Source organism: Pseudomonas sp. WS 5503, from assembly GCF_012985385.1.
Lineage (GTDB): Bacteria > Pseudomonadota > Gammaproteobacteria > Pseudomonadales > Pseudomonadaceae > Aquipseudomonas > Aquipseudomonas paracarnis.
On sequence record NZ_JAAQWI010000005.1, the window covers coordinates 397,694 to 418,739 of the forward strand.

Genomic DNA, 21,046 nt, shown 5'->3' on the forward strand with positions numbered 1-21,046 from the left:
AGTGCGGGCGATTGTAGTTAGCTAGCGATGTATAAACCATGTCTTATAGAGAAATAATTTTTATCGATTCCAGCAACAATCCTTCACCAAAGTTGCAAAGATTCGCGATCTTATCGCGTTCGATTCTCAACAAAAACCACAAAAATTGCCGTGTTATTGGGCACAGTGCCACTTCCCTTACGGCCTGTAAGGGCATGCCGAGGGTATCCAAGTGCCCATAAAACAAGGCATTCATAGATGCTTCAGGGATTGGGGCCGCATACGAATCGGGCCGCCGTGGGAACCACGAACTGACAGCACAATTTGTACGTGGGGTGCAAATCCAAGGGCCGATTTGGCGGGTCAGAAACGTCCTGCGACAACGTTCATGTGACAACATGTCGCACGCTGCGCGCACCTTCCGTTGCCCCTCGTCACGGTGCTTTCACAAATCCCTACAAACAAAAACGCTCCGCCTTCATTCAGAAGCAACGGAGCGTTCGACAGGCGCGGCGGTTCAGGCTTTGGGATGACGGTTGCGATAGATGCACAGGGGCACCAGGATCGCCGTCAGCACGAATGCAACCAGCGCCCATTGGGCCAGGGACAGGCCGAGGACCGGTGGGTAGGGGGTGCTGCAAAAGCCGTCGACCTGGAAGCCCAGGGGAAACACCTTGGCCAGGGGCAGGTCGTCAACGATCGGCTGCAACACATCGATGCCGCAACTGACCTGGGGAAAGAACTGGGTGTACACATGGTGGCCGGCCGCAGCCACGCCACCCACGGCGCTGAGCACCACCAACCCTTCGAAGAAGGTCAGCGCGCCCTTGGTGCGCATGGCCGCGCCGATGAACGCGAAGAGCGCAATCAGCAGCAAGGCGTAGCGTTGCAGAATGCACAGCGGGCACGGTGCTTCGCCCAGTACCACTTGCATGTACAGCGCCCCGCCAATCAGCGCCAGGCAGATGATGCCCAGCAACACCAGAAAGCGCCGCTCCCTGCCTAAACGCATGTCGTCAATCATCCCCGTCTTTCCCTTTCTCTGATTATGGTTGTGCCTGATGGCAACAAGTTTACACACAGGCAGTGGTTAAAACAGAGGGGGGTTAACAGCGGATTAATCGTGGCAAATGTAATGATTGTGCGGACGCCATCGCGGGCAAGCCCGGCTCCCACATTGGAATGCAATCCTCTGTGGGAGCCGGGCTTGCCCGCGATGATGCCGATACGGTCAATGGCCAAATTCTATTCCAACGCCGCCGCCGGGCCAAAGAACTCATAGCGCGCCTGCTTCTCCGGCACACCCAGCGCTTTGAGATGACGCTTGATCGCCGCCATGAAGCCCTTGGGGCCCAAGAAGTAAGCATCAATATCACGCTGCTCAGGCAACCAGGCCGCCAGTTGCTCCTGGTTGAGCATCCCGACCTTGTCTGCCGCCGGGCTGATGCCGTCATCCTCGGCGTAGCAGTAGAAACGCTTGAGCTGCGGATGCTGGGCCGCCAGGGTGTCCACCCAATCACGGAACGCATGCACCCCGCCGTTACGGGCACAATGGATGAAATGCACCGGGCGCTCGGTTGCCAGGGCGGCTTCGAGCATCGGCAGCGTGGGCGTAATGCCTACCCCGCCGCTGATCAGCACCAGCGGTTTATCACTGGCGGCCAGGGTGAACTCGCCCGACGGCGGGAACAGGTCAATGGTCGCGCCGACATGCATCTGATCGTGCAGGTAATTGGAGACCCGCCCGCCCGCTTCGCGCTTGACGCTGATGCGGTACAGCCCGGTGTCGGTGAGGGCCGACAGGGAATAGTTGCGACGCACTTCCTCGCCATCGAGCACCAGTTTCAGGCCGATGTACTGGCCGGGCGCTGCGGCCAGGATCGGGCCGTTGTCCACCGGCGCGAAGTAGAAGGAGATGATCTCGTCGCTCTCCTCCACGCGCTTGACCAACAGGAACGCCCGCGCCCCCCGCCAGCCGCCGGGCGCCTGGGCTTTTTCGTCGTAGATGGCCGCTTCGGCGCCGATCAGAATGTCCGCCAACTGGCCATAGGCCGCACCCCAGGCGCTCATGACCTCGGGGGTGGCAATCTCGCTGCCCAGTACTTCAGAAATAGCCCGCAGCAGGCACGTCCCCACGATGGGGTAATGCTCCGGCAAGATCTGCAAGGCCACGTGTTTGTTGATGATCTTGGCCACCAGGTCGCCCAGTTGGTCCAACTGGTCGATATGCCGCGCGTACATCAGCACGCCATTGGCCAGGGCGCGGGGCTGGTCACCGCTGGCCTGGTGGGCCTGGTTGAACAGCGGGCGGACTTCCGGGTACTCGGACAGCATCATGCGATAGAAATGGGTGATCAGCGCTTCGCCGCCGCTTTCCAGCAGGGGCACAGTGGATTTGATGATTGCACGGTCTTGGGCACTAAGCATGGGAGACTCCTGGGTCTTCTTACTGATTGCCTTATAACAGTCAGTAATCATGCCAACTTATAAATCCTTTATTTTCAACAAGTTAAATATTTTGTAGTCAGTATGACCTCCTACACTTTATAGTCATAAGGACTACAAGGAGTCATTATGACTGCACAACCCCTGCTCACCACCTTACTGCCGCTGGTCGCTGACCTGTCCCGGGACTTGCCCGAAGGCGAGCGCTACCGGCGCCTGCTGCAAGCCATGCGTGCACTGCTGCCCTGCGACGCCGCCGCGTTGTTACGCCTGGACGGCGAGTGGTTGGTGCCGCTGGCCGTGGACGGCTTGAGCGCCGATACCTTGGGGCGACGCTTCAAGGTCAGCGAACATCCGCGCTTCGAGATCCTGCTGAGCAGCCCCGGCCCTACCCGCTTCGACAGTGACAGCCAATTGCCCGACCCCTATGACGGCTTGGTCGCCGGTTTGCACGGCCAGTTGGAAGTCCACGACTGCATGGGCTGCCCGCTGTTTATCGACGACCAGCCCTGGGGGCTGCTGACCCTGGACGCCCTCGATACCGAGCGCTTTGAACGGGTCGAGCTGGACGCCCTGCAAGCCTTCGCCAGCCTCGCCGCGGCCACCGTCAACGTGGCTGAACGCATCGAGCGCCTGGCGCTGCGGGCCGAAGACGAGCACCAGCGCGCCGAGATCTATCGCCAGGCCAGTGGCCAGCAGCCCAAGGAAATGATCGGCCAGAGCAAAGCGCACAAGCGCCTGGTCGAGGAAATCAACCTGGTCGGCGGCAGTGACTTGACCGTGCTGATTACCGGCGAAACCGGGGTCGGCAAGGAATTGGTGGCCCAGGCGATCCACGCCGCCTCCTCCCGCGCCGACAAACCGCTGATCAGCCTCAACTGCGCCGCCCTGCCCGAGACCTTGGTAGAGAGCGAACTGTTCGGGCATGTGCGCGGCGCCTTTACCGGCGCGTTGAACGAGCGCCGGGGCAAGTTCGAACTGGCCAATGGCGGTACCTTGTTCCTGGATGAAGTGGGTGAGTTGTCGTTGACCGTGCAGGCCAAGTTGCTGCGCGTGCTGCAAAGCGGCCAGTTGCAGCGCCTGGGGTCGGACAAGGAGCACCAGGTGGATGTGCGCCTGATTGCCGCCACCAACCGCGACCTTGCCGAAGAGGTGCGCAATGGCCGCTACCGTGCCGACTTCTACCACCGTTTGAGCGTCTACCCACTGCAAGTGCCCGCGCTGCGCGAGCGCGGACGTGATGTGCTGCTATTGGCGGGGTTCTTCCTCGAACAGAACCGCTCACGCATGGGCCTGGGCAGCCTGCGCCTGACCGGAGATGCCCAGGCGGCCCTAACGGCCTACAACTGGCCCGGCAATGTGCGCGAGCTGGAGCACTTGATCGGACGCAGCGCGTTGAAAGCCCTGGGCAACTGCCGCGAGCGCCCCAAGATTCTCAGCCTTAGCGCCCTGGACCTGGACTTGCCCGGCGTGACTGCGGCTGCGGCCGAAGAGGCACCGGCCCCTGCCCTCCCGGTGGTCAGCGGCGATCTGCGCCAGGCCACCGAGCATTACCAGCGCCAACTCATCAGCGCCTGCCTGGAACGCCATCAGCACAACTGGGCCAGCGCCGCCCGCGAACTGGGCCTGGACCGCGCCAACCTGGGGCGCATGGCCAAGCGGCTAGGCCTCAAGTGATCGGTGATCGTTCCCACGCTCCGCGTGGGAATGCCTCACACGACGCTCCGCGTCATGGCCTCGAGAGCGGACGCGGAGCGTCCCGAGCGGTATTCCCACGCAGAGCGTGGGAACAATCGAGCGCACGGGCCTTACGAAACACCAGCACATTCCCCAGCATCACCAGCACCAGCCCCATCAACGCCGGCGCCGTCCACTGGTAACCCTCGGCCACGGCCGACACATTCAGCGCCACCACCGGAAACAGCACCGTGCAATACGCCGCTTTCTCCGGCCCCATGCGGCCCACCAGGGTGAGGTAAGCGGTAAAACCAATCACCGAGCCTGGGATTACCAAGTACCACAGCGCACCGATATACCGCGCACTCCAGTCCATCTCGAAGGGAATACCACGTACTGCGCAATAGGTCGCCAGCATCGCCGCCCCATAGGCCATGCCCCAGGCATTGGTGGTCAGCGGCTTGAGCCCGGCCTTCTGCTGCAGGCTCGATAGCAGGTTGCCCGCCGAGAAGCACAGGGTGCCCAGCAGGGCCAAGCCCAGGCCCAACAAGGTTTGCGGGCTGGCGGTATGCCCAACCAGCTCCGGCCAGAACAAAAAGCCCAGCCCCAGCAACCCAAGCGCCCCGCCCATCAGCACATTACGCGCCACCCGCTGGCCGAAAAACACCCGGGCATTGAGCGCGTTCCACAAGGTCGCCGTGGAGAACACCACCGCCACCAGGCCGCTGGGAATCCATTGGCTGGCGGTGAGAAAGCACATGAAGTTGACGCAGAACAGGCACAGCCCCTGCGCCAGGCAGATCATGTGCCCGCGCCGGTTCATCACCTGCAACCTGCGGCTGAGCAGCAACAGCACGAACAGCACCAGAGCGGCCAGGCCGAAGCGATAGACAATCGACACAGGAATCGCGACCACGCCCAACTGCCATTTGAGGGCGATCCAAGTGGTGCCCCAGATGAGTACCGTGAGTAGATACAGGAAAAGATTCATAGCCGGCTCCGTCGATTGAGCCACAGTGTGGCCTTCAACCCCGTGCAGGCTCTTGCACATTCTTGCGCTTTTGTCGGGCGATGGGCTCACAGCGCCAGCCGTGGAGCGTAGGATGCGGGGTGTCGGAGAACACACCATGCCAGAGCTGCAAACGCTGCACGTCTTCCAAGCCCTCAACCGCTCGCCCCACGCACGCCTGCAAGCCTGCGCCGAGCTCGGTGACGGGTTGGCTGCGGCCGTGTGGAGCAACCACCATGACGCCCAGGATTACCAGGCCCCCAGCCATCACACCTTGTCCTGCTACATCGGGGGTGGCACGGGCACCTTTCGGCGTGATCAGCCGGGCCTCAAGGGCGGCCCCGACAAACTGTGCATCCTGCCGGCCGAGCATCAGTCGGCCTGGGTGATCAATGGCGATATTCGCCTGGCCCACCTGTATTTCAGCCCGGAACAATTTGCCCTCGGCTGCGTCACCCTGCTGGACCGGGAGCCACGGGAGTTGCACTTGCGCGAGGGCACCTTCCTTGAAGACCCATTCCAGGCCCAGCGTTTTCGCCAGTTGGTCAGCCTCAACTGGCACGAGCCCGGCGAGCGCCTGCTGACCAGCAGCCTGGCCCACGAACTGCTCAGCCATACCTTGCTCAACCAGGTCGGCGCCCGCGAAGGCTTGCGCTTGAAAGGCGGGTTGGCCGCGCACCAACGGCGGCGGTTGGTGGAGTACATCGATCAACATATGGAAGACGCCATCAGCCTCGGCCAGTTGGCCGCCATGTGCGCGCTGTCCGAATACCATTTCGCCCGAATGTTCCGCCAAAGCTTCGGCGTGCCGCCCCATCAATACCTGCTGGCACGGCGTCTGGCGCGAGCGAAAAACCTGCTGCGCAGCAGCGTTTTGCCGATCAGTGAGCTGGCCTTGCTGTGCGGTTTTTCCAGCGCCAGTCATTTCAACCAGCGCTTTCGCCACGCCATGGGCGCCACGCCGGGCCAATACCGCCACGCATTCTGCGCCTAGACCATCAAGCCCAACGTCTTCGCCTTGGCCACCGCCTGGGTGCGTCGCTCTACCCCGAGTTTGCTGTGGATACGCCGCGCATGCGTCTTGACGGTATGCAGGGAGATATACAGGCGATCAGCGATTTCCAGGTTGGAGTTGCCCAGGGCGATCAGTTGCAGCACCTCCAACTCACGCTGGCTCAGCGGGTTCTGCGCCGCCCCGGCAGGCGCGGCCTGGGGCTCCAGGCCCAGCTCACTCAAAAGTCCCGGGGCGCGTAAACGCAACTCGCGGACCGCCTGCTGCACCTGGCAACGCTCTGCCAGCGCCAAGCCAGCTTGCAGCGACCGACGCCCCAACGCCGGGTCGCCAAGCTGCCAGGTCACTTCACCCAGCACCAGGTGCAATTCGGTTTCCAGGCAAAGCATGCCGCGTTGCCGTGAGGTGTCGAGCAAGGCATTGAGCCGTGCGATAGGTTGCTCGGCACAGCCCAGCTTGACCTCGGCCAGTACCAGCAAATATTCCAGGCGCGGGATCAGCTCCAAGGTGGCCGGCGGTGCCTGCTTGGCGCAAGGCCCGCGAAAGTGGCGCAACACCCGGCGCACGGCTTGCACCGTCAATTCGGCGCGGCCTTGCTGCAACCAGAAGTGCCCACTGACCAACAGCAGTACCGCACGGTACACCGTGTCGGGCACATGGCGCTGCTGCATCAGGCGTTCGGCGTCGCGTAATTGAATGAAGGCCTGGGCGTAGTCGCCACGATTGGCCGCCAATAGCGCCAGGCCCAGAAATCCGTACAGAACGCGCTTGTCCTGGCTCTGCAGGCACATGCTCAAGCCGGCCTCGAAACATTCGGCGGCCAGGCCGTCCTGGCCCTGACGCAAGGCCAGATGCCCGCGGCGCAGAACAATACGCCCCACCAACGGCCCGGCGTTGAGCCGTTGCCCGGCCAACATCGCTTGCACCGTTTCCAACAGGCTTTGCGCCCGGTACGGCGCGCCACGCTGCTCCAGCAATTGGGCGTGGTCCAACTCCAGCAGGGCCTCCAATACCAGCGAACCGTGGACCCGGGCCAGGCAAAGCGCTTCACGGTTCAAGCGTTGGGCGGCCTCCAACTCACCGCGCAGCAAGGCTTGCTGGGTCAGGCCCGAGAGGCACATCAGGCGCGATGTCCAGGCGCTGTCGGGCAACGCTTGCAGGGCTTCGAGAAAGTGCTCGCGGGAGCGTTCGGCGTCGCCGCTCAAATGCAGCAACCAGCCCCACTGCGCCTGCCAGCGCGCCAGCAGATAGCGCTGCGCGGCAGGCGTCGGTTGCGGGGCGAACCGGGCCAGTTGGTCGATGCACAAGGCCGCCTGTTCGAAGCGCCCGGCAAACAACAACGCGGCCGTGAGCAGGCCCACCAGTTGCGCCGACCCCAACATCAATTCATCGCCCTGCTGTTCATGCAGGCGCAACAGCAGCACGGCGTTCTGCTGGCGAAACAAATCCTCGAAACTGAAGTGCTGCAACAGGCTCACCGCCACTTCATATTCCTGCGCCAGCAACGCCTGCTCGAACGCGGCCTGCCAGTCACCCTCGGCGCTGAACCATTGGCACGCGCGTCGGTGCCAGGAGCGTTTGGCCGGCCAGGGTTCGTCGCGCAGCAGTCGCGCCAACGGTGGGAAAATGTGGAGCCAGTCGCTGGTGTCTTCCCAGGGCTGGATAAACGCACCCAGTGCCTGCAATTCGCGCAAATGCTCAGCGCCGTCACCACCACCGAACAAGTACTCACACAGGTTCAGGTTGAAACGCGGCAGATGGGCCAGCACGCGCCAAGCCTCAGCCAATGGCGCCGACAAGGTGTTGAACAGCTCATGCTGCAGGTAATCGAGCAGGGTCTTGTCGGGGTGGCCGTCGCCCAGCAAGGCGATACGCACACCGGCGCACCAACCGGCGCTGAACTGCATCACGCTGTCGACGCTATGCCCCGGGGCGAGCAGTTGCTCGACTTCCTCAGCGCTGAAAAACAACTCGCTGCACTCCAGCAACTCATCGTCGAGCAACAGGCGTGGCCAATTGCACAACGGGCGCCGTCGCGCGCCCAGCCACCAGGTCAACTGCGGGCTGCCAGCGGCGAGCAAACGGTCCAGCAGCGCATCCAGCTCAGGCGCAGGCGAGCGACAGAAATCATCCAGAAACAACCACGTGGTGTGTGGCCAACGGCCCAAGTCGAGCAATAACGTGGCTTCATCCACAAACGGCAAGCCAAGCTGCTGCGCCAGCCGTGCGCAGAATTCCAAGGGGCTGAGCGCGGCACCGTTGAGTGGCATCCACACCACCTGACAGCCCTTCGGCGCCTGCAGCGCACACTCGGCGAGCAACGCGCTCTTGCCACTGCCTCCCGGTGCGCACAGCAACCTTACCCGCGCCTGCGCCGTCAGCAGAGGCACAGTCAGCCGCGCACGCAACGCATGGTGGGCTGACAGCCGTGGCATAAATCCAGGACGGTCCAGGCAGCGGGTCATGGCGGTCATTGCTGCATCCTGCTGTTTTTATTGTTGCGTCACCCTAGACCTGTGGTTGGCGGTTGTTGAAGAAGTATTCAGCGGGTTGATTGAAGACCATAAAAACCAAGGTATACGCCCTTCAGTGTGGGAGCTGGCTTGCCTGCGATGGCCATAGGCATCTACATAACTCTGTAAGCTCAACGGTAACCACGATGCGAAGCGAGCCGCTCTTGATCTGCTTTTGATCTTAGGCGCCCCGTTAAACCACGCTGGCCGGAATTCGACAGTGATTTGGGGGGGTAAACCGGCAGGGATGCCGGTTTAGCCGCCCCGCGCCATGAATGGCGCGTGGCGGCGGCCCCCCAAATCACTGGCGGATTACGGGCACACCCAGCCTAAGCGAGGTGCCGAGTGGTGGGGCAAGAGCGTTTTGCTTACTTTTGCGCTTTTCAAAAGTGAGCCGCTGTAAAAGCGGAACCCTAAGTGGCCGTTACCGCAGGAATGGATATGTACTCGGTATAGCTGTGTCGGCTGGAAGGCCGTCATCGCAGGCAAGCCAGCTCCCACATTTGGATCCTGGGGTGTCAGGTAGAGATGCGTCTGCTGTCAGGCCGTCACGGGAGCAAGCTCCCTCGCCACAGGTCCAGCGTCGCCCCAAAGTTGTGTAGATACCTATGGCCATCGCAGGCAAGCCACACATTTTCAACCTCACTTAGGTGTGGAATCAGCGAACGCCCTCCGATCTCAGTGCAGCCGGGGTGTAGTCCGCCGCCTTGGCCGCGAAGCCGAACACAAAGCTACTCTTCTCCTCGTTCTTCATGCCCAGCGCGATGTAGCGCCCTGCAATCAGGTCGTACAGGGTTTCCACGGTGTAGGCCGGCACCTGGTGGTCGTAATAGAACTGCGCATGGCCTTCGGCAACGCGCCACAGTTGGCCGCGGCCGTCGTAGTGGTCCACCAGGGCGACTTGCCAGCTGTCTTCGTCAATGAACATATGGCGTTTGGCATAGATGTGCCGCTCGCTGGGCTTGACGGTGCCGACCACTTCCCACACGCGGTGCAACTCATAACGGGTCAGGTCCTGGTTGATATGGCCGGCCTTGATGATGTCGTCGTACTTGAGGCTCGGCGAATCGAGCTTGTAGCTGTTGTAAGGGATGTACATCTCCTTCTTGCCCACCAGTTTCCAGTCATAACGGTCGGGTGCGCCGGAGAACATGTCGAAGTTGTCGGTAGTGCGCAGGCCGTCGGAGGCGGTACCCGGGCCGTCGTAAGACACCTGCGGTGCACGCCGCACACGGCGCTGGCCGGCGTTGTAGATCCAGGCCAGGCGCGGTTCCTTCACCTGGTCGAGGGTTTCATGCACCAGCAGCACGTTGCCCGCCAGCCGCGCCGGCGCGGTGACCGACTGCTTGAAATAGCTGAGCACGTTGGCGGCCTTGGCCGGGTCGATATCCGGGATGGCTTGCGGCACCGCTACTTCTTCTTCGAAACGGATCGGCGTGTAGCTGCCATTGGTCTGGGGCGTGGCCTGGGTGATGATGCGCCGCAGGTTGCCGCCGTGGTAACGGGTGATGTGATTCCACAGCACCTCGACGCCATTCTTGGGGATAGGAAACGCGTAGTAACGGTTGCCGGTGAAGTTCTCCAGGCCGTTGCCATCGTTGATCGCCTTCACATTCACGGCGCTGCGCTTGATCGACTCGTAAATGTCCGCCGGCAAGTTGACCGTGCGGTGGCTGGGGTACACCGGGATCTTGTAGGTCTCGGGGTAGCGCTTGAACATCGCCACCTGGCCGTCGGAGAGTTTGTCCTTGTACTTGTCCACCGTGGCGGCGGTGATCACGAACAGCGGTTTTTCGTTAGCGAAGGGGTCGGAGAGGAAGCCCTTGCTGTCCACCGTGCCGGCGTTTTTGGGGATGCCACCGGTCCAGGCGGGGATCGAGCCATCGGCATTGCCGGCTTTTTCGGCGCCGACCGGAGTCAGGGAAGTGCCGAGCTTGGCTGCTTCTTCGGGCGATACCGCCGCCATTACGTTGGCGGCCAATACGCTCAGGGCCAACACTGCAATCATCTTACGCATAGGGTCTTGTCCTTCTTTTAAGCCAGATCAGAAGTTCACGCCGAAGCTGAGGGCGAGGAAGTCGCGGTCGGTCAGGGTGTTGTAGTCACCGCCAAAAAAGTCGGTGTAGCTCAGGCTTGCGGTGTAGGTGCTGCGATAGTCCGCATCCACGCCGACGCTGATGGCCTTGGCGCCTTTGTTGAACAGGCCGTTGGGGCCGTAGCCCGCGACGTCATGGGACCAGGACAGGTTGGGCTTGAGGTTCACACCGGCAATCGCGTTGTTGTAGTCAAGGATCGCCCGCGCCCGGTAGCCCCAGGAGGTGGAGGTGACAAAACCGTCGGTGTCACCTTGAAAACCGTAGGCGCCGTACACCGAGTCTCGGCCATAGCGCAGTTTGGTTTTGTCTTCCAGGCCGGCGACGTGCACCACCGCCGCTTCGCCCACCAGGGTCAGGCGCTCGGCGCCCAGTACCTGGTCGAAGAACTGGGTCATGGTGCTCTGGATCTGGGTGATTTCCTTGCGGCGATAGCCTTTGTTGTCATCGCCGAAATTGCTGCGGATGGGTGAGGCGAGTTGGCCCGCAATGGGGTTGACCAGGGCCAGGGTCAGGTCGGTGGTGTTGAGCTGCACCGGCGCATTGGGCCGATAGCTGATTTCGCCGGTCCACGCCGTGCCCGTGGGCAAGGTGGTGGAGAAACTGGCGCCGAACAGGCGGATGTCTTCCGGGTAATCCAGGTAGTACTGGCCGCGGCCGAGCATGGTGCTTTGCGCCAAACCGCCCCCGGAACCGGGCGCCAGGGCGTTGGCGGTGTTGATGATGCGCCCGATGGTGGCCAGGTTGGTATTGGCGGTCAGGGTGCCGACGGTCGGTGTGCGACTGTGGTAGTTCATGAAGTACAGGCCGTATTCAGTGTCATCGCCCAGCCAGCGCAGGGCTGCGCCGAACTGGCCGGAGTCGCGCGCATCGCGGTCACCGGCACGCCGCACAATCACACCTTCATTGGTCACGCCAAACCCTTGGCCAAAGGCAGCCGCCACCGGTTGCAGCGGTCGGATCGCCGGGCTGCCCACGGTGTAATTATTGGTGCAACCGTCCGCCGCCACGTCCCCGCCGAAGAAGGTGCCGCAGTTGTCGAGCACCGTCTGGTCCCATTCCAGTTGATAGAAACCTTCCACGGTCAGTTGATTGGTAAGGCTCTGGGAGGCAAACAGCATGTTCACCGGGATCAAGCCTTCCTTGATCTCGGCACCGGGCCTGCGGAACGCCGACACGTCGATCGGGTTGATGCTGTTGATGGAGTTACCGATAAAGGTACTTTCGCCCCAACTGACCACCTGCTTGCCGGCGCGCACGGTGCCGGGCAGGTCGCCCAGGGAGTAGTTGTGGTAGACGAAGGCATCGAGGATCTGCGCACCGCTGGACTTGGCGCCTTCCTTGCGGTTGCGGTCGCTGATGGGCTTGAACTCGCGGTCTTCGTCCTTGAGCTCGAAGTCGTACCAATACTTGCCACGCACGAATACCCCGGTGTCGCCGTACTTCAACTCAAGGTCGTGCAGCCCCTTGAAGATCTTGGAGAAGGTCTCGCCCTTCTTGAAGTTGAGGCGCCCGTCATCACCGGTGGACGCCTGGCCCGTCCCGCCATTGACCGTGCCGACCAGGCTTTTGTCGGCATTGCGCATGCCCCAGCTGGCGCCGACCGACAGCGAGGAGTCGAATTGCCCTTCGATCTCGCCGATGTTGAACGAAACAGCCTGCGCCTGGGCACAGCAGCCCAGCGCAACCGCAGTGGCCAGCGCCTGTGGCGTGAAGATGGCGCGCATTATTGTTTTTGTCATGCGTCTTCCCCGGTGAGTGACAGAAGGCTCCACCCTACTGCCGCCCTTGAGGGGCGATAAGCGCACCAAGGAGGTATTCGTGTTGTCGCTCGAAAGGATGACGGGGTTCTCTGGCCGGGCGCTGGACCGGGCCATGCATGCGATGGATGAAGTCTTATCAGAGGCATCGATGGTGCCGGGCAATCATTGTCGATTTGGTAACAGTCCTTGTCCCGAACTGCTATTACTCATTCTGTTACAACCGATTATTCTTGCCTGGCTTTCAGGGCAAACGGCCCGCTCCCGCATTGGGGAGAAAAGCTGATTTATAACGGATTGATCCTGTAATCAGTCTGTTCCCGGTGTTCACTGACGTTGATTTGTCGCTCCTTGATCCAACGTCTTACTTCGGCCGCTGCCTATGCAGCGGCCTTTTTTATGCCTGCAATAAAACGGGGCGTCATCGACGCCCCGTGGGATTCATTGATTTACCGGCAATGATCAGAGGCTGAACTTCTGCAAGTTGGCCATCATTTCCTTCAGCGCCTCAATATTGTCCTTGGGGTGCGCAGCCCCTTCGAAATCGCAGATCTGCTGCCAGTGCGCGGCCACATCCTCCGGCGAAAAACCGGCCTCGGGATCAAAACCCACACCCAGGCTGCGCTCCCAACGGGTCTTGCCGATCCAGCCGCCACCCACTTCAAACAAGCCTGCGGTTTCCTCACAGGCGTCACTGCCCAGGTACACCACCAGTGGGCTGACCAGTTCCGGCTTGAGGCGCTCAAACACCTGCGGCGGGATCAGCCCTTCGGTCATGCGTGTGCCACCGGTGGGGGCAATCGCGTTGACCAGGATGTTGTTCTTACGCCCTTCCAGCGCCAGGGTACGCGTCAAACCATACAGGCCCAACTTGGCCATGCCGTAGTTGGACTGGCCGAAGTTGCCGTAGATACCGGACGTCGACGCCGTGAAGATCACCCGGCCATAACCCTGCTCGCGCAAATGCGGCCAGGCGGCGCGGGTGACTTTGTAGGCGCCTTCGACGTGCACCCGGTAAACCAGGTCCCAGTCGCTGTCATCCATTTTATGGAAGGTCTTGTCGCGCAGGATGCCGGCGTTGTTGACCACCACGTCGACCCGGCCGAAGACATCCAGGGCGTTCTGTACGATCTTGTCGCCGTCGGTGACGGAGTCATGGTTGGCTTCGGCAATGCCGCCCGCCGCGCGGATCTGCGCCACCACCCGGTCGGCCGCCGAGGCGTTGGCGCCCTCGCCTTGGGTTGACCCCCCCAGGTCGTTGACCAGCACTTTGGCCCCGTGCCTGGCGAACAGCAGCGCATGGGCCTGGCCCAAGCCACCACCGGCGCCGGTGACGATCACCACCTTATCCTGGAACTGCACTGACTCACTCATACCGAACTCCGCTGGCGACAATGGGAATAGGCAGAGTGTCACGCAAGCAGCCTTTGGTCACAATAAAGACGGCCAGGGCTGAATGGTGCTTGATAAGGCAGCGGGATGATGCGCAGGCTCAGGAATAGGCCGCGCGCGGTGAAGGCTGGCTGATGCGCTCACGAAACCCCTGGTAATGCTTGAGCACTTGGACCGGCGCCTCGATCTGGGGGTAATGGCCGATATTGGCCAGTCTTATCGTGTCGGGCTGGGGCACCAGTTGGCGATAGCGCTCGACCATATGAGCCCCGGAAATCGGGTCCACCTCGCCGTCGATCACCCGTAAAGGTACTTCGCCTCGCTGCATGGCCGTGAGCCAGCGCTCGCGCAGACGACGGCGCTGGGGGATGTAGGCGATCAGTTTGTGCAGGATACGCGGGCCGTCGTTGCAACTGATCAAACTCCAGAAATCATCCAGCACGCTTTCACTGGGCCGCGTCTGGGGGCCGAAGATCTGGTTGAAACTGCTGGCCAAGGCATTGCGCCCAAAGGCCCGACCGATCATCCAGCCCAACGGGCTGAGCAGCAGCTTTTGCACCAGCGCCGGCCGATGGGTTTCCGGAAACAGCCCGCCGTTGAGAAATACACAACTCGCCATCTGGAACCGGCCCTCGTAATGCCGAGCCAATAATTCCTGGGCGACACTGTCGCCGTAGTCATGAGCCAACACATGCACCGGCTGCTCTACGCGCAGGTGCTCAAGCAGCGCCTGTTGCAGATCGGCCTGTTCCAACAGGCAATAGTCGTGGTCCAAGGGTTTGGCCGAGTCGCCAAAGCCGAGCATGTCGCAGGCAATCACCAGGTTGCGCTGGGCCAGGGGTTGCCACAGGTAATGCCAGTCCCAACTGGCCGTGGGGAAACCATGAATCAGCAGCAACGGCTCGCCCTGCCCGGCCACCCAATACCGCACGGTGTGGCCACGAAAGACGAAGTCCTGGCCGCGCTTGCGCCAGGCTCTGAGCGGTATCTCGGCGAGTGGCATCAGCTTTTATACCCGGGGTCCTGATTATCCAATTTGCGCAGCAGTGCCGGCCAGGCCAGCGCACCGCCCATACCTTGGGCGCTTTTTGTGACAGCTGCCACCATCGCCTTGGCACCGGCGAGAATCTGCGGCTCGATGGCGATCAACTCGGTGCCGCCGCTTTGGGCCAGTACCTGAATCTCGCAGGCGCGCTGGAAGGTGAACATCATCAGGAAGGTGTCGGCGATGGTGCCGGCGCAGGTCAGCAGGCCGTGGTTGTGCAGCATCAGGAAATTGTTCTGGCCCAGATCCGCTTGCAGGCGGGCCTTTTCCTCGTGATTCAGCGCCACGCCCTCATAGGCGTGATAGCCCAGGCTGGACAGCACAAACAGCGATTGCTGGCTGATGGGCAATACACCCTGCTTTTGCGCACACACCGCCACGCCGGCAGCGGTGTGGGTGTGCAGCACGCAGGTCACGTCGTGGCGCACTTCGTGGATGGCGCTGTGGATGGTGTAGCCCGCAGGGTTGATATCGTAGGGGCTGTCCATTTGCTTATTGCCGGCCTGGTCAACCTTGACCAGGCTCGACGCGGTGATCTCATGGAACATCAGCCCATAGGGGTTGATCAGGAAATCTTCAGTGCCCGGCACCTTGGCCGAAATATGCGTGAAGATCAGGTCATCCCAGCCGTGCATGGCCACCAGGCGATAGCAGGCCGCGAGGTCCACGCGGGTTTGCCATTCGGCAGCGCTGACCTGGGCTTTGACGTTTTGTGGCGATGGTGCAGGGGCTAGGCTCATGGCAATGACCTCCTTGGCGCACTTCTTATGGTGTCTAAAGTGAGAGCCAGTCTAGTCAGACGCCGAGGCGCAAGGAGTTTCCTTGGCAGCCAGCTTGATGACTGAGCGAGTCAGTCAAGAGAATAGTACAAATACGTGTCAAACAAGCGCCGTCAATAACGGCGCTCCCTGGGGTTCAACCGCGCAGCGCGGTGATCAAATCGGCCAGCCAAGGCTCGGCGTCAGCTTCCGGGGTGACGCTTTCGCTGGCGTCCAGGCGCAGCATCGGCTGCACTTCGCGGATGCCCAGTTCGGCGAACAATTCGCGCATTTGTTCACCGCCGCCACAGAAAGTATCGCCATAGCTGGCGTCGCCCAGGCCGATGACCGCTCCCGGCAGGCCGCGCCAGGCGGCGGGCAGTTGGTCGCGGATGGTTGAGTACAGAGGCTGCAGATTGTCGGGCAGCTCGCCCATGCCGGTGGTCGAGGTCACTGCCAGGAATGCATCGGGAGCAAAGGCCTGCACGTCTGCCAGCGTGGCACGTGCGTTATGCCAGGCGTTGAAACCTGCGTCCTTGAGGATTTCTTCCGCGTGGCGAGCGACTTCTTCAGCCGTACCGTAGACCGAGCCGGAGAGGATGGCGACTTTCATCAATCTGATCCTGTAGTTGAGTGAAAGCGTGGGATATTAGCAGCCCGTGCCAATATTTCAGTGCGCACCGTGCAACATTCCAGACTTGCCATAAACTGGCAAGGTCAAAACCAGGCCATGGACCGCTCTATGATTAACGCCAAACTGCTGCAAATGGTCGTCAATGCGTCCAACGACGGAATCGTTGTTGCCGAGCGCGAAGGCCGGGAAAAACCACTGATCTACGTCAACCCGGCCTTCGAAAGGATGACTGGCTACACGATGGACGAAATCCTCTATCAGGACTGCCGCTTCCTGCAGGCGGGCGACCGCGACCAACCGGCCTTGATCGCCATTCGTGATGCGCTCGACAGCGGCGGCACCTGCCGAGAGATCCTGCGTAACTACCGCAAGGACGGCACGCCTTTCTGGAACGAGCTATCGCTTTCGACCGTGTACAACGAGGTCGACAAGCAAACCTATTTCGTCGGTGTGCAGAAAGACGTCACCACTCAAGTCAAGGCACAACAGCGTGTCGCCCAACTGGAAGCTCAGTTGGCCGAGCTCAAGAGCGAGCTCGCCGCACTCAAGGCGACGAGTGGATTTAACAAACTGTAAAAAATGCGGTCTTTAGAGCGATAATGGCTTTTTAATGCCTCAGCCTTGAGCCAGATCAATGCAACGCGACACGCTATTGACGCAGGACGAGCTGGATTTTATCCAGGACATGACGCACAACCCGCAGCTCAACCTGCGGGATGCATGGTCGAGCCTGACGGTTAATGGCGGCGCACAGATTCGCGATCTGCTCACGCGGCTAGCGGCTCACGACCAGGTCACCATCCAGGCGCAGTTCGACAACCAGCAACTCACCTTCCCGTTGCACCTGGTGGAAGATGAGTTTCATGCTGTGCATTTGCGCCTGGGCGTACCGAGCATTTTTGAAGATGGGCCGATGATCCGCCCGTGGCGCCTGGCGCTTGAAACGCCGGTGGCGCTGGAAAACATCAAGGGCTACTCCAGCGCGCTGTGGGTGCACGAAGTGTCATTCAAAGGGGTGCTGGTAGAGGTGCGTGGCCGGGTCAAACCGCCAAAGACGTTTTCCCTGTGGTTCAGCCCTTCCGGCTACGAACGCATCGCCCTGCGCGGTACGCTGGAGCGGGTAACCGCCCGCGGCCTGTTCGCCTACCGCCTGAGCCAAAGCGATGCTGATGAGATCGAACGGTTACGCCAGTTCATCCTGCACCAACATCGCCTGGTCCATCCTCACGTTCATGCCTGAGACTCCAGATGGCCGCTGAGCAGTTGCTGCAAGCGGCGCGGCATCCAGCGTCCGTCATTGCCCAGGCAACCAATCGACGAACCTGCCAGGCTGTGTTCCGCCAGGTCCGACGCCTCACCAGCCAGCAACAACGGGCAATCGAGGGTGAAGGCCAGGCGATTGAGCCGTGACGCCAGCTCTGCGCCAGGGGCATGGTTGGAAAACAGCACCAGGGCTTGCGGCCGAGTGCGCTCGCAGATCAGCGTCAACTCATCCAATGGCTGGCCAACGCCCAGGACCTTGACCGCCAGTTTCTCGCTCGACATCAACAAGCCCGCCACCAGCAACTCCAGCTCACGGCACTCTCCGGCAATGGCTGAGAGCAACACCCTGGGCACTGGCGAGGCACAGGCCATTTGCAGGCACCGTGCGACGCGCGAGCGCAGGAAATTGTCGAAGAACAGCCACTCGCTGGCTTGGCCAAAGCGGCCTTGGTGACGTAACAATTGCTGCCACAGCGGTACCAAAATGTCCTGGAACACCACGGTCGTCGAATAGACGCTGAAGATCTGGCCGTACAACCGGTCGAGCTCACGATCATCAAAGGCACTGATGGCCTGCCGCAGTTGCGCCTGCCATTGGCGCCACTCCAGCTCGGTATCGCTGCGTGACGCTGTAGCCGGCTCGTTGGGCTGTGGGTCGCGCGCCAAAAGCTTGCCGACTTTGCTCACCGCCACGCCACGCTCGATCCAGTCGAGGATGCGGTGCACGGTTTCGATATCGGTGCTTGAGTAAAGCCTGTGCCCACTTTCGGTGCGTACAGGCTGGATCAAACCGTAGCGACGCTCCCACGCACGCAACGTCACCGGGTTCACGCCTGTGAGTCTTGCCACTTCACGAATCGGAAACAGCCCCTCGCAGTCAGTGTGGCTGTCGGGTGTCGTTTCGCGAAGAGGCGCAGTGATTTCAGGCATCAGCAGTCAAAAAACTTGTATGAATTTGAATCCTATTTAACGCCGATTGAACTGCATGATTCAAGATCTACGGCGATCCATCCGAAGTTTCTGGCGTATTTGGGCAAAACCGGAATAATCCTTGCCTGTTCTTTTGCGTCGCTGCACCACCCCGCAGCTTCGTTCGTGCGCCGCCTACCCGGCTCGGCGCACTTGCTGATTTGGAGATATACGATGTCTACCTCACCCGTCACCTTGATGGTTGCGCGCCGCGTGGCCAAAGGTCGCTACGAAGAACTGATGGCCTGGCTGCGCGAAGGCGAGCAATTGGCGACTGACTTCCCCGGTTACCTGGGCTCCGGCGTGCTGGCGCCACCACCCCATGATGATGAATTCCAGATCATCTTCCGCTTCGCCGATGAAAAGACCCTGCACGCATGGGAGTTCTCCGCTTCGCGCAGCGCGTGGCTGAGCCGTGGCAGCGAGCTATTTGCCAACCCGTCGGAACACCGTGTCAGCGGTATCGATGGCTGGTTCGGCGCAGCGGGTGCCCGCCCGCCACGCTGGAAACAGGCGGTGGCCATCTGGTTGGCTTTTTTCCCGGTATCGTTGCTGTTCAACTTCGGCCTGGGGCCGCTGCTCAGCGAGTTGGACCTGTTCAGCCGCGTACTGGTCAGCACCGCAGCCCTGACCCCGCTGATGGTTTACCTTTTTATACCGCTGTCGACCCATCTGCTGGCGAACTGGCTGCACCCTTCGCCCCCTCGCAAAGTCACTGAAGCCGCCGCTTGAGTACAGGGAGGCCGGGGCGCTGGTATAGTTTGAGCCTGCCAGCGACTTGAGCCTCCCATGAATGCAAACAACGCTCCGATCCTGATCACCGGCGCCGGCCAGCGTGTCGGCCTGCATTGTGCCCAGCGCCTGTTGGATGAAGGCCAATCGGTGATTTTCAGCTACCGCAGTGAACGTCCCGGCGTGCAGGCACTGCGTGAGCGGGGCGCCATCGGCGTGTTTGCCGACTTCTCCAGCGAAGCCGGCGTACTGGCTTTCATCGCCGCAGTGAAAACCCATACTCAAAGCCTGCGAGCGATCATCCACAACGCTTCAGCCTGGGTCGCCGAAACCCCGGGCGACGAAAGCCGTGCCTTTATCGACATGTTCAGCGTGCACATGCTTGCGCCGTATCTGATCAACCTGCATTGTTCACCTTTGCTGCAACGCTCGACACCCGCCGATATCGTGCATATCAGCGATGACGTGGTGCGCAAGGGCAGCCGGCAGCACATCGCCTATTGCGCCACCAAGGCCGGGCTCGACAGCCTCACGTTATCGTTTGCCGCACAGTTCGCGCCGCTGATAAAGGTCAACGGTATCGCACCGGCGATGGTGATGTTCAACGAAGGCGATGACGCGGCCTATCGCGCCAAGGTCCTGGCCAAGTCGGCCCTGGGCATCGAACCCGGGCCCGAGGTGATCTACCAGAGCGTGCGTTACCTGCTGGACAATCCCTATGTCACCGGTACCACCCTGACCGTCAACGGTGGGCGGCATATCAAGTAAGCCGTTTACGAGGATGTTGTATGACCTTATCCCTGCCCCACCACTACCGCGAGATCCTCAAGGGCCTGGGCGAAGACCCGCAGCGCGAGGGCCTGCTCGATACGCCCAAGCGTGCCGCCAAGGCCATGCAGTACCTGTGTCATGGCTATGAGCAGAATCTGGAGGAAATCGTCAACGGCGCGCTGTTCGCGTCCGACAATGACGAGATGGTGATCCTCAAAGACATCGAGTTGTACTCGCTGTGCGAGCATCACTTACTGCCCTTCATCGGCAAGGCCCATGTGGCCTATATTCCGACCGGCAAGGTGCTGGGCCTGTCAAAACTGGCGCGCATTGTCGACATGTTCGCCCGGCGCCTGCAGATCCAGGAGAACCTCACGCGGCAAATCGCCGACGCCATCCAGGACGTGACCCAGGCCGCCGGCGTGGCGGTGGTGATCGAAGCCAAGCACATGTGCATGATGATGCGCGGCGTGGAGAAACAGAATTCAACCATGAACACCTCGGTGATGCTCGGCGCCTTTCGCGAGTCGAACACCACCCGCATGGAGTTCCTGCAACTGATTGGACGGAGCAAGTAGCAATGCCACAACTTCAACCAGGCATGGCGCGTATCCGGGTCAAGGACCTGTGCCTGCGCACCTTTATCGGCATCAACGAGGACGAAATCCTCAACAAGCAGGATGTGCTGATCAACCTGACCATCCTGTATGCCGCCCAGGAAGCCGTGCGTGACAACGACATCGACCACGCCCTGAACTACCGCACCATCACCAAGGCCATCATCGCTCACGTCGAAGGCAATCGCTTTGCCCTGCTGGAGCGCCTGACCCAGGAATTGCTGGACCTGGTGATGAGCAACGAATCGGTGCTGTACGCCGAAGTCGAAGTGGACAAGCCCCACGCGCTGCGCTTTGCCGAGTCGGTTTCGATAACGCTCGCGGCGAGCCGCTCAGCCTCAAGCGATAAGCTTAAAGCCACAAGTTAAAGCCAGCCT

Annotated in this window: 20 protein-coding genes; 9 read left to right on the forward strand and 11 right to left on the reverse strand. The window is 61.2% G+C overall.

All coding sequences use genetic code 11. The features are described from left to right. Positions 1-496: 496 nt before the first annotated feature. Together HBO10_RS16015 and hmpA are read right to left on the reverse strand one after the other, a co-directional pair. On the reverse strand, positions 497-1,003 hold the full coding sequence (locus tag HBO10_RS16015) for a disulfide bond formation protein B (RefSeq protein WP_034128726.1): 507 nt from the start codon (positions 1,001-1,003) through the stop codon (positions 497-499). A gap of 221 nt (positions 1,004-1,224) precedes the next feature. After that, positions 1,225-2,406 (reverse strand): NO-inducible flavohemoprotein, encoded by a 1,182-nt coding sequence (hmpA, locus tag HBO10_RS16020; protein WP_034128727.1) that lies wholly within the window; start codon positions 2,404-2,406, stop codon positions 1,225-1,227. A gap of 147 nt (positions 2,407-2,553) precedes the next feature. Here hmpA and norR point away from each other — a divergent pair, with 147 nt between their 5' ends. Then, a complete protein-coding gene (gene norR / locus HBO10_RS16025) occupies positions 2,554-4,101 on the forward strand; it encodes a nitric oxide reductase transcriptional regulator NorR (RefSeq protein ID WP_034128728.1) in 1,548 nt (515 codons plus the stop codon). A gap of 52 nt (positions 4,102-4,153) precedes the next feature. On the opposite strand, the gene HBO10_RS16030 is transcribed toward norR, so the two are convergent. Further along, positions 4,154-5,092, reverse strand: a complete 939-nt coding sequence (locus tag HBO10_RS16030) for a DMT family transporter (protein ID WP_034128729.1) — start codon at positions 5,090-5,092, stop codon at positions 4,154-4,156. Positions 5,093-5,228: 136 nt separating this feature from the next. On the opposite strand from HBO10_RS16030, the gene HBO10_RS16035 reads away from it, so the two are divergent. After that, positions 5,229-6,104: an AraC family transcriptional regulator gene (locus tag HBO10_RS16035; RefSeq protein WP_034128730.1), complete on the forward strand. Its 876-nt coding sequence runs from the start codon at positions 5,229-5,231 to the stop codon at positions 6,102-6,104. Here HBO10_RS16035 and HBO10_RS16040 read toward each other — a convergent pair. The 3 genes from HBO10_RS16040 to HBO10_RS16050 form a co-directional block, all read right to left on the reverse strand. After that, positions 6,101-8,596 carry a LuxR C-terminal-related transcriptional regulator gene (locus HBO10_RS16040; protein ID WP_034128731.1) on the reverse strand — a complete coding sequence of 832 codons (2,496 nt, stop codon included), beginning with the start codon at positions 8,594-8,596 and terminating at the stop codon, positions 6,101-6,103. The two genes, HBO10_RS16035 and HBO10_RS16040, sit on opposite strands and share 4 nt — an antisense overlap. A 697-nt stretch (positions 8,597-9,293) precedes the next feature. Next, on the reverse strand, positions 9,294-10,652 hold the full coding sequence (locus tag HBO10_RS16045) for a DUF1329 domain-containing protein (RefSeq protein WP_034128732.1): 1,359 nt from the start codon (positions 10,650-10,652) through the stop codon (positions 9,294-9,296). Between the two features lie 27 nt (positions 10,653-10,679). Then, positions 10,680-12,470 carry a DUF1302 domain-containing protein gene (locus tag HBO10_RS16050; protein ID WP_034128733.1) on the reverse strand — a complete coding sequence of 597 codons (1,791 nt, stop codon included), beginning with the start codon at positions 12,468-12,470 and terminating at the stop codon, positions 10,680-10,682. A gap of 79 nt (positions 12,471-12,549) precedes the next feature. Between HBO10_RS16050 and HBO10_RS16055 the strand changes: the two genes are divergently transcribed. After that, positions 12,550-12,774, forward strand: coding sequence for a hypothetical protein (locus HBO10_RS16055; protein WP_152612700.1), 225 nt, complete (start codon positions 12,550-12,552; stop codon positions 12,772-12,774). Positions 12,775-12,950: 176 nt separating this feature from the next. On the opposite strand, the gene HBO10_RS16060 is transcribed toward HBO10_RS16055, so the two are convergent. The 4 genes from HBO10_RS16060 to HBO10_RS16075 all read right to left on the reverse strand — a co-directional run bounded on the left by HBO10_RS16060 (position 12,951) and on the right by HBO10_RS16075 (position 16,296). Next, the gene (locus HBO10_RS16060) at positions 12,951-13,862 is read right to left on the reverse strand and encodes an SDR family oxidoreductase (protein WP_034128734.1); all 912 of its coding nucleotides are present in this window, start codon (positions 13,860-13,862) and stop codon (positions 12,951-12,953) included. A gap of 118 nt (positions 13,863-13,980) precedes the next feature. Beyond that, a complete protein-coding gene (locus tag HBO10_RS16065) occupies positions 13,981-14,883 on the reverse strand; it encodes an alpha/beta fold hydrolase (RefSeq protein WP_034128735.1) in 903 nt (300 codons plus the stop codon). Continuing rightward, complete coding sequence (locus HBO10_RS16070) at positions 14,883-15,665, reverse strand: class II aldolase/adducin family protein (protein ID WP_034128736.1); 783 nt, start codon at positions 15,663-15,665, stop codon at positions 14,883-14,885. Before HBO10_RS16070 ends, HBO10_RS16065 begins: the two co-directional genes overlap by 1 nt. Before the next feature lie 175 nt (positions 15,666-15,840). Continuing rightward, positions 15,841-16,296, reverse strand: coding sequence for a flavodoxin (locus HBO10_RS16075; protein ID WP_014719876.1), 456 nt, complete (start codon positions 16,294-16,296; stop codon positions 15,841-15,843). A gap of 129 nt (positions 16,297-16,425) precedes the next feature. Between HBO10_RS16075 and HBO10_RS16080 the strand changes: the two genes are divergently transcribed. Continuing rightward, the gene (locus HBO10_RS16080; protein ID WP_034128737.1) at positions 16,426-16,893 is read left to right on the forward strand and encodes a PAS domain-containing protein; all 468 of its coding nucleotides are present in this window, start codon (positions 16,426-16,428) and stop codon (positions 16,891-16,893) included. 58 nt (positions 16,894-16,951) lie between these two features. Further along, the gene (locus tag HBO10_RS16085) at positions 16,952-17,557 is read left to right on the forward strand and encodes a hypothetical protein (protein ID WP_034128738.1); all 606 of its coding nucleotides are present in this window, start codon (positions 16,952-16,954) and stop codon (positions 17,555-17,557) included. Here HBO10_RS16085 and HBO10_RS16090 read toward each other — a convergent pair. Next, positions 17,548-18,510, reverse strand: a complete 963-nt coding sequence (locus HBO10_RS16090; protein ID WP_034128739.1) for a MerR family transcriptional regulator — start codon at positions 18,508-18,510, stop codon at positions 17,548-17,550. The two genes, HBO10_RS16085 and HBO10_RS16090, sit on opposite strands and share 10 nt — an antisense overlap. A gap of 213 nt (positions 18,511-18,723) precedes the next feature. Here HBO10_RS16090 and HBO10_RS16095 point away from each other — a divergent pair, with 213 nt between their 5' ends. From HBO10_RS16095 to folX, 4 genes are read left to right on the forward strand one after another with little or no spacing between them, the layout of a single operon-like run. Continuing rightward, entirely contained in the window at positions 18,724-19,281 is a 558-nt protein-coding gene (locus HBO10_RS16095; RefSeq protein ID WP_034128740.1) for an antibiotic biosynthesis monooxygenase, read from the forward strand. A 57-nt stretch (positions 19,282-19,338) separates the two neighbouring features. Further along, positions 19,339-20,049 (forward strand): dihydromonapterin reductase, encoded by a 711-nt coding sequence (folM, locus tag HBO10_RS16100; protein ID WP_034128741.1) that lies wholly within the window; start codon positions 19,339-19,341, stop codon positions 20,047-20,049. A 20-nt stretch (positions 20,050-20,069) separates the two neighbouring features. Next, the gene (gene folE / locus HBO10_RS16105) at positions 20,070-20,630 is read left to right on the forward strand and encodes a GTP cyclohydrolase I FolE (protein WP_003194072.1); all 561 of its coding nucleotides are present in this window, start codon (positions 20,070-20,072) and stop codon (positions 20,628-20,630) included. Between the two features lie 2 nt (positions 20,631-20,632). After that, positions 20,633-21,037, forward strand: a complete 405-nt coding sequence (folX, locus tag HBO10_RS16110; RefSeq protein ID WP_034128742.1) for a dihydroneopterin triphosphate 2'-epimerase — start codon at positions 20,633-20,635, stop codon at positions 21,035-21,037. Positions 21,038-21,046: the final 9 nt, after the last annotated feature.

Excerpts from the sequence above, each read along its gene's own strand:
- hmpA (WP_034128727.1), bottom strand. The coding sequence starts at position 2,406 with ATGCTTAGTGCCCAAGACCGTGCAATCATCAAATCCACTGTGCCCCTG.
- HBO10_RS16040 (WP_034128731.1), bottom strand. The coding sequence starts at position 8,596 with ATGACCGCCATGACCCGCTGCCTGGACCGTCCTGGATTTATGCCACGG.
- folM (WP_034128741.1), top strand. The coding sequence starts at position 19,339 with ATGAATGCAAACAACGCTCCGATCCTGATCACCGGCGCCGGCCAGCGT.
- HBO10_RS16015 (WP_034128726.1), bottom strand. The coding sequence starts at position 1,003 with ATGATTGACGACATGCGTTTAGGCAGGGAGCGGCGCTTTCTGGTGTTG.
- HBO10_RS16035 (WP_034128730.1), top strand. The coding sequence starts at position 5,229 with ATGCCAGAGCTGCAAACGCTGCACGTCTTCCAAGCCCTCAACCGCTCG.
- HBO10_RS16085 (WP_034128738.1), top strand. The coding sequence starts at position 16,952 with ATGCAACGCGACACGCTATTGACGCAGGACGAGCTGGATTTTATCCAG.
- HBO10_RS16045 (WP_034128732.1), bottom strand. The coding sequence starts at position 10,652 with ATGCGTAAGATGATTGCAGTGTTGGCCCTGAGCGTATTGGCCGCCAAC.
- folX (WP_034128742.1), top strand. The coding sequence starts at position 20,633 with ATGCCACAACTTCAACCAGGCATGGCGCGTATCCGGGTCAAGGACCTG.
- HBO10_RS16060 (WP_034128734.1), bottom strand. The coding sequence starts at position 13,862 with ATGAGTGAGTCAGTGCAGTTCCAGGATAAGGTGGTGATCGTCACCGGC.
- HBO10_RS16050 (WP_034128733.1), bottom strand. The coding sequence starts at position 12,470 with ATGACAAAAACAATAATGCGCGCCATCTTCACGCCACAGGCGCTGGCC.
- norR (WP_034128728.1), top strand. The coding sequence starts at position 2,554 with ATGACTGCACAACCCCTGCTCACCACCTTACTGCCGCTGGTCGCTGAC.
- HBO10_RS16080 (WP_034128737.1), top strand. The coding sequence starts at position 16,426 with ATGATTAACGCCAAACTGCTGCAAATGGTCGTCAATGCGTCCAACGAC.
- HBO10_RS16090 (WP_034128739.1), bottom strand. The coding sequence starts at position 18,510 with ATGCCTGAAATCACTGCGCCTCTTCGCGAAACGACACCCGACAGCCAC.
- HBO10_RS16075 (WP_014719876.1), bottom strand. The coding sequence starts at position 16,296 with ATGAAAGTCGCCATCCTCTCCGGCTCGGTCTACGGTACGGCTGAAGAA.
- HBO10_RS16070 (WP_034128736.1), bottom strand. The coding sequence starts at position 15,665 with ATGAGCCTAGCCCCTGCACCATCGCCACAAAACGTCAAAGCCCAGGTC.
- HBO10_RS16030 (WP_034128729.1), bottom strand. The coding sequence starts at position 5,092 with ATGAATCTTTTCCTGTATCTACTCACGGTACTCATCTGGGGCACCACT.
- folE (WP_003194072.1), top strand. The coding sequence starts at position 20,070 with ATGACCTTATCCCTGCCCCACCACTACCGCGAGATCCTCAAGGGCCTG.
- HBO10_RS16095 (WP_034128740.1), top strand. The coding sequence starts at position 18,724 with ATGTCTACCTCACCCGTCACCTTGATGGTTGCGCGCCGCGTGGCCAAA.
- HBO10_RS16065 (WP_034128735.1), bottom strand. The coding sequence starts at position 14,883 with ATGCCACTCGCCGAGATACCGCTCAGAGCCTGGCGCAAGCGCGGCCAG.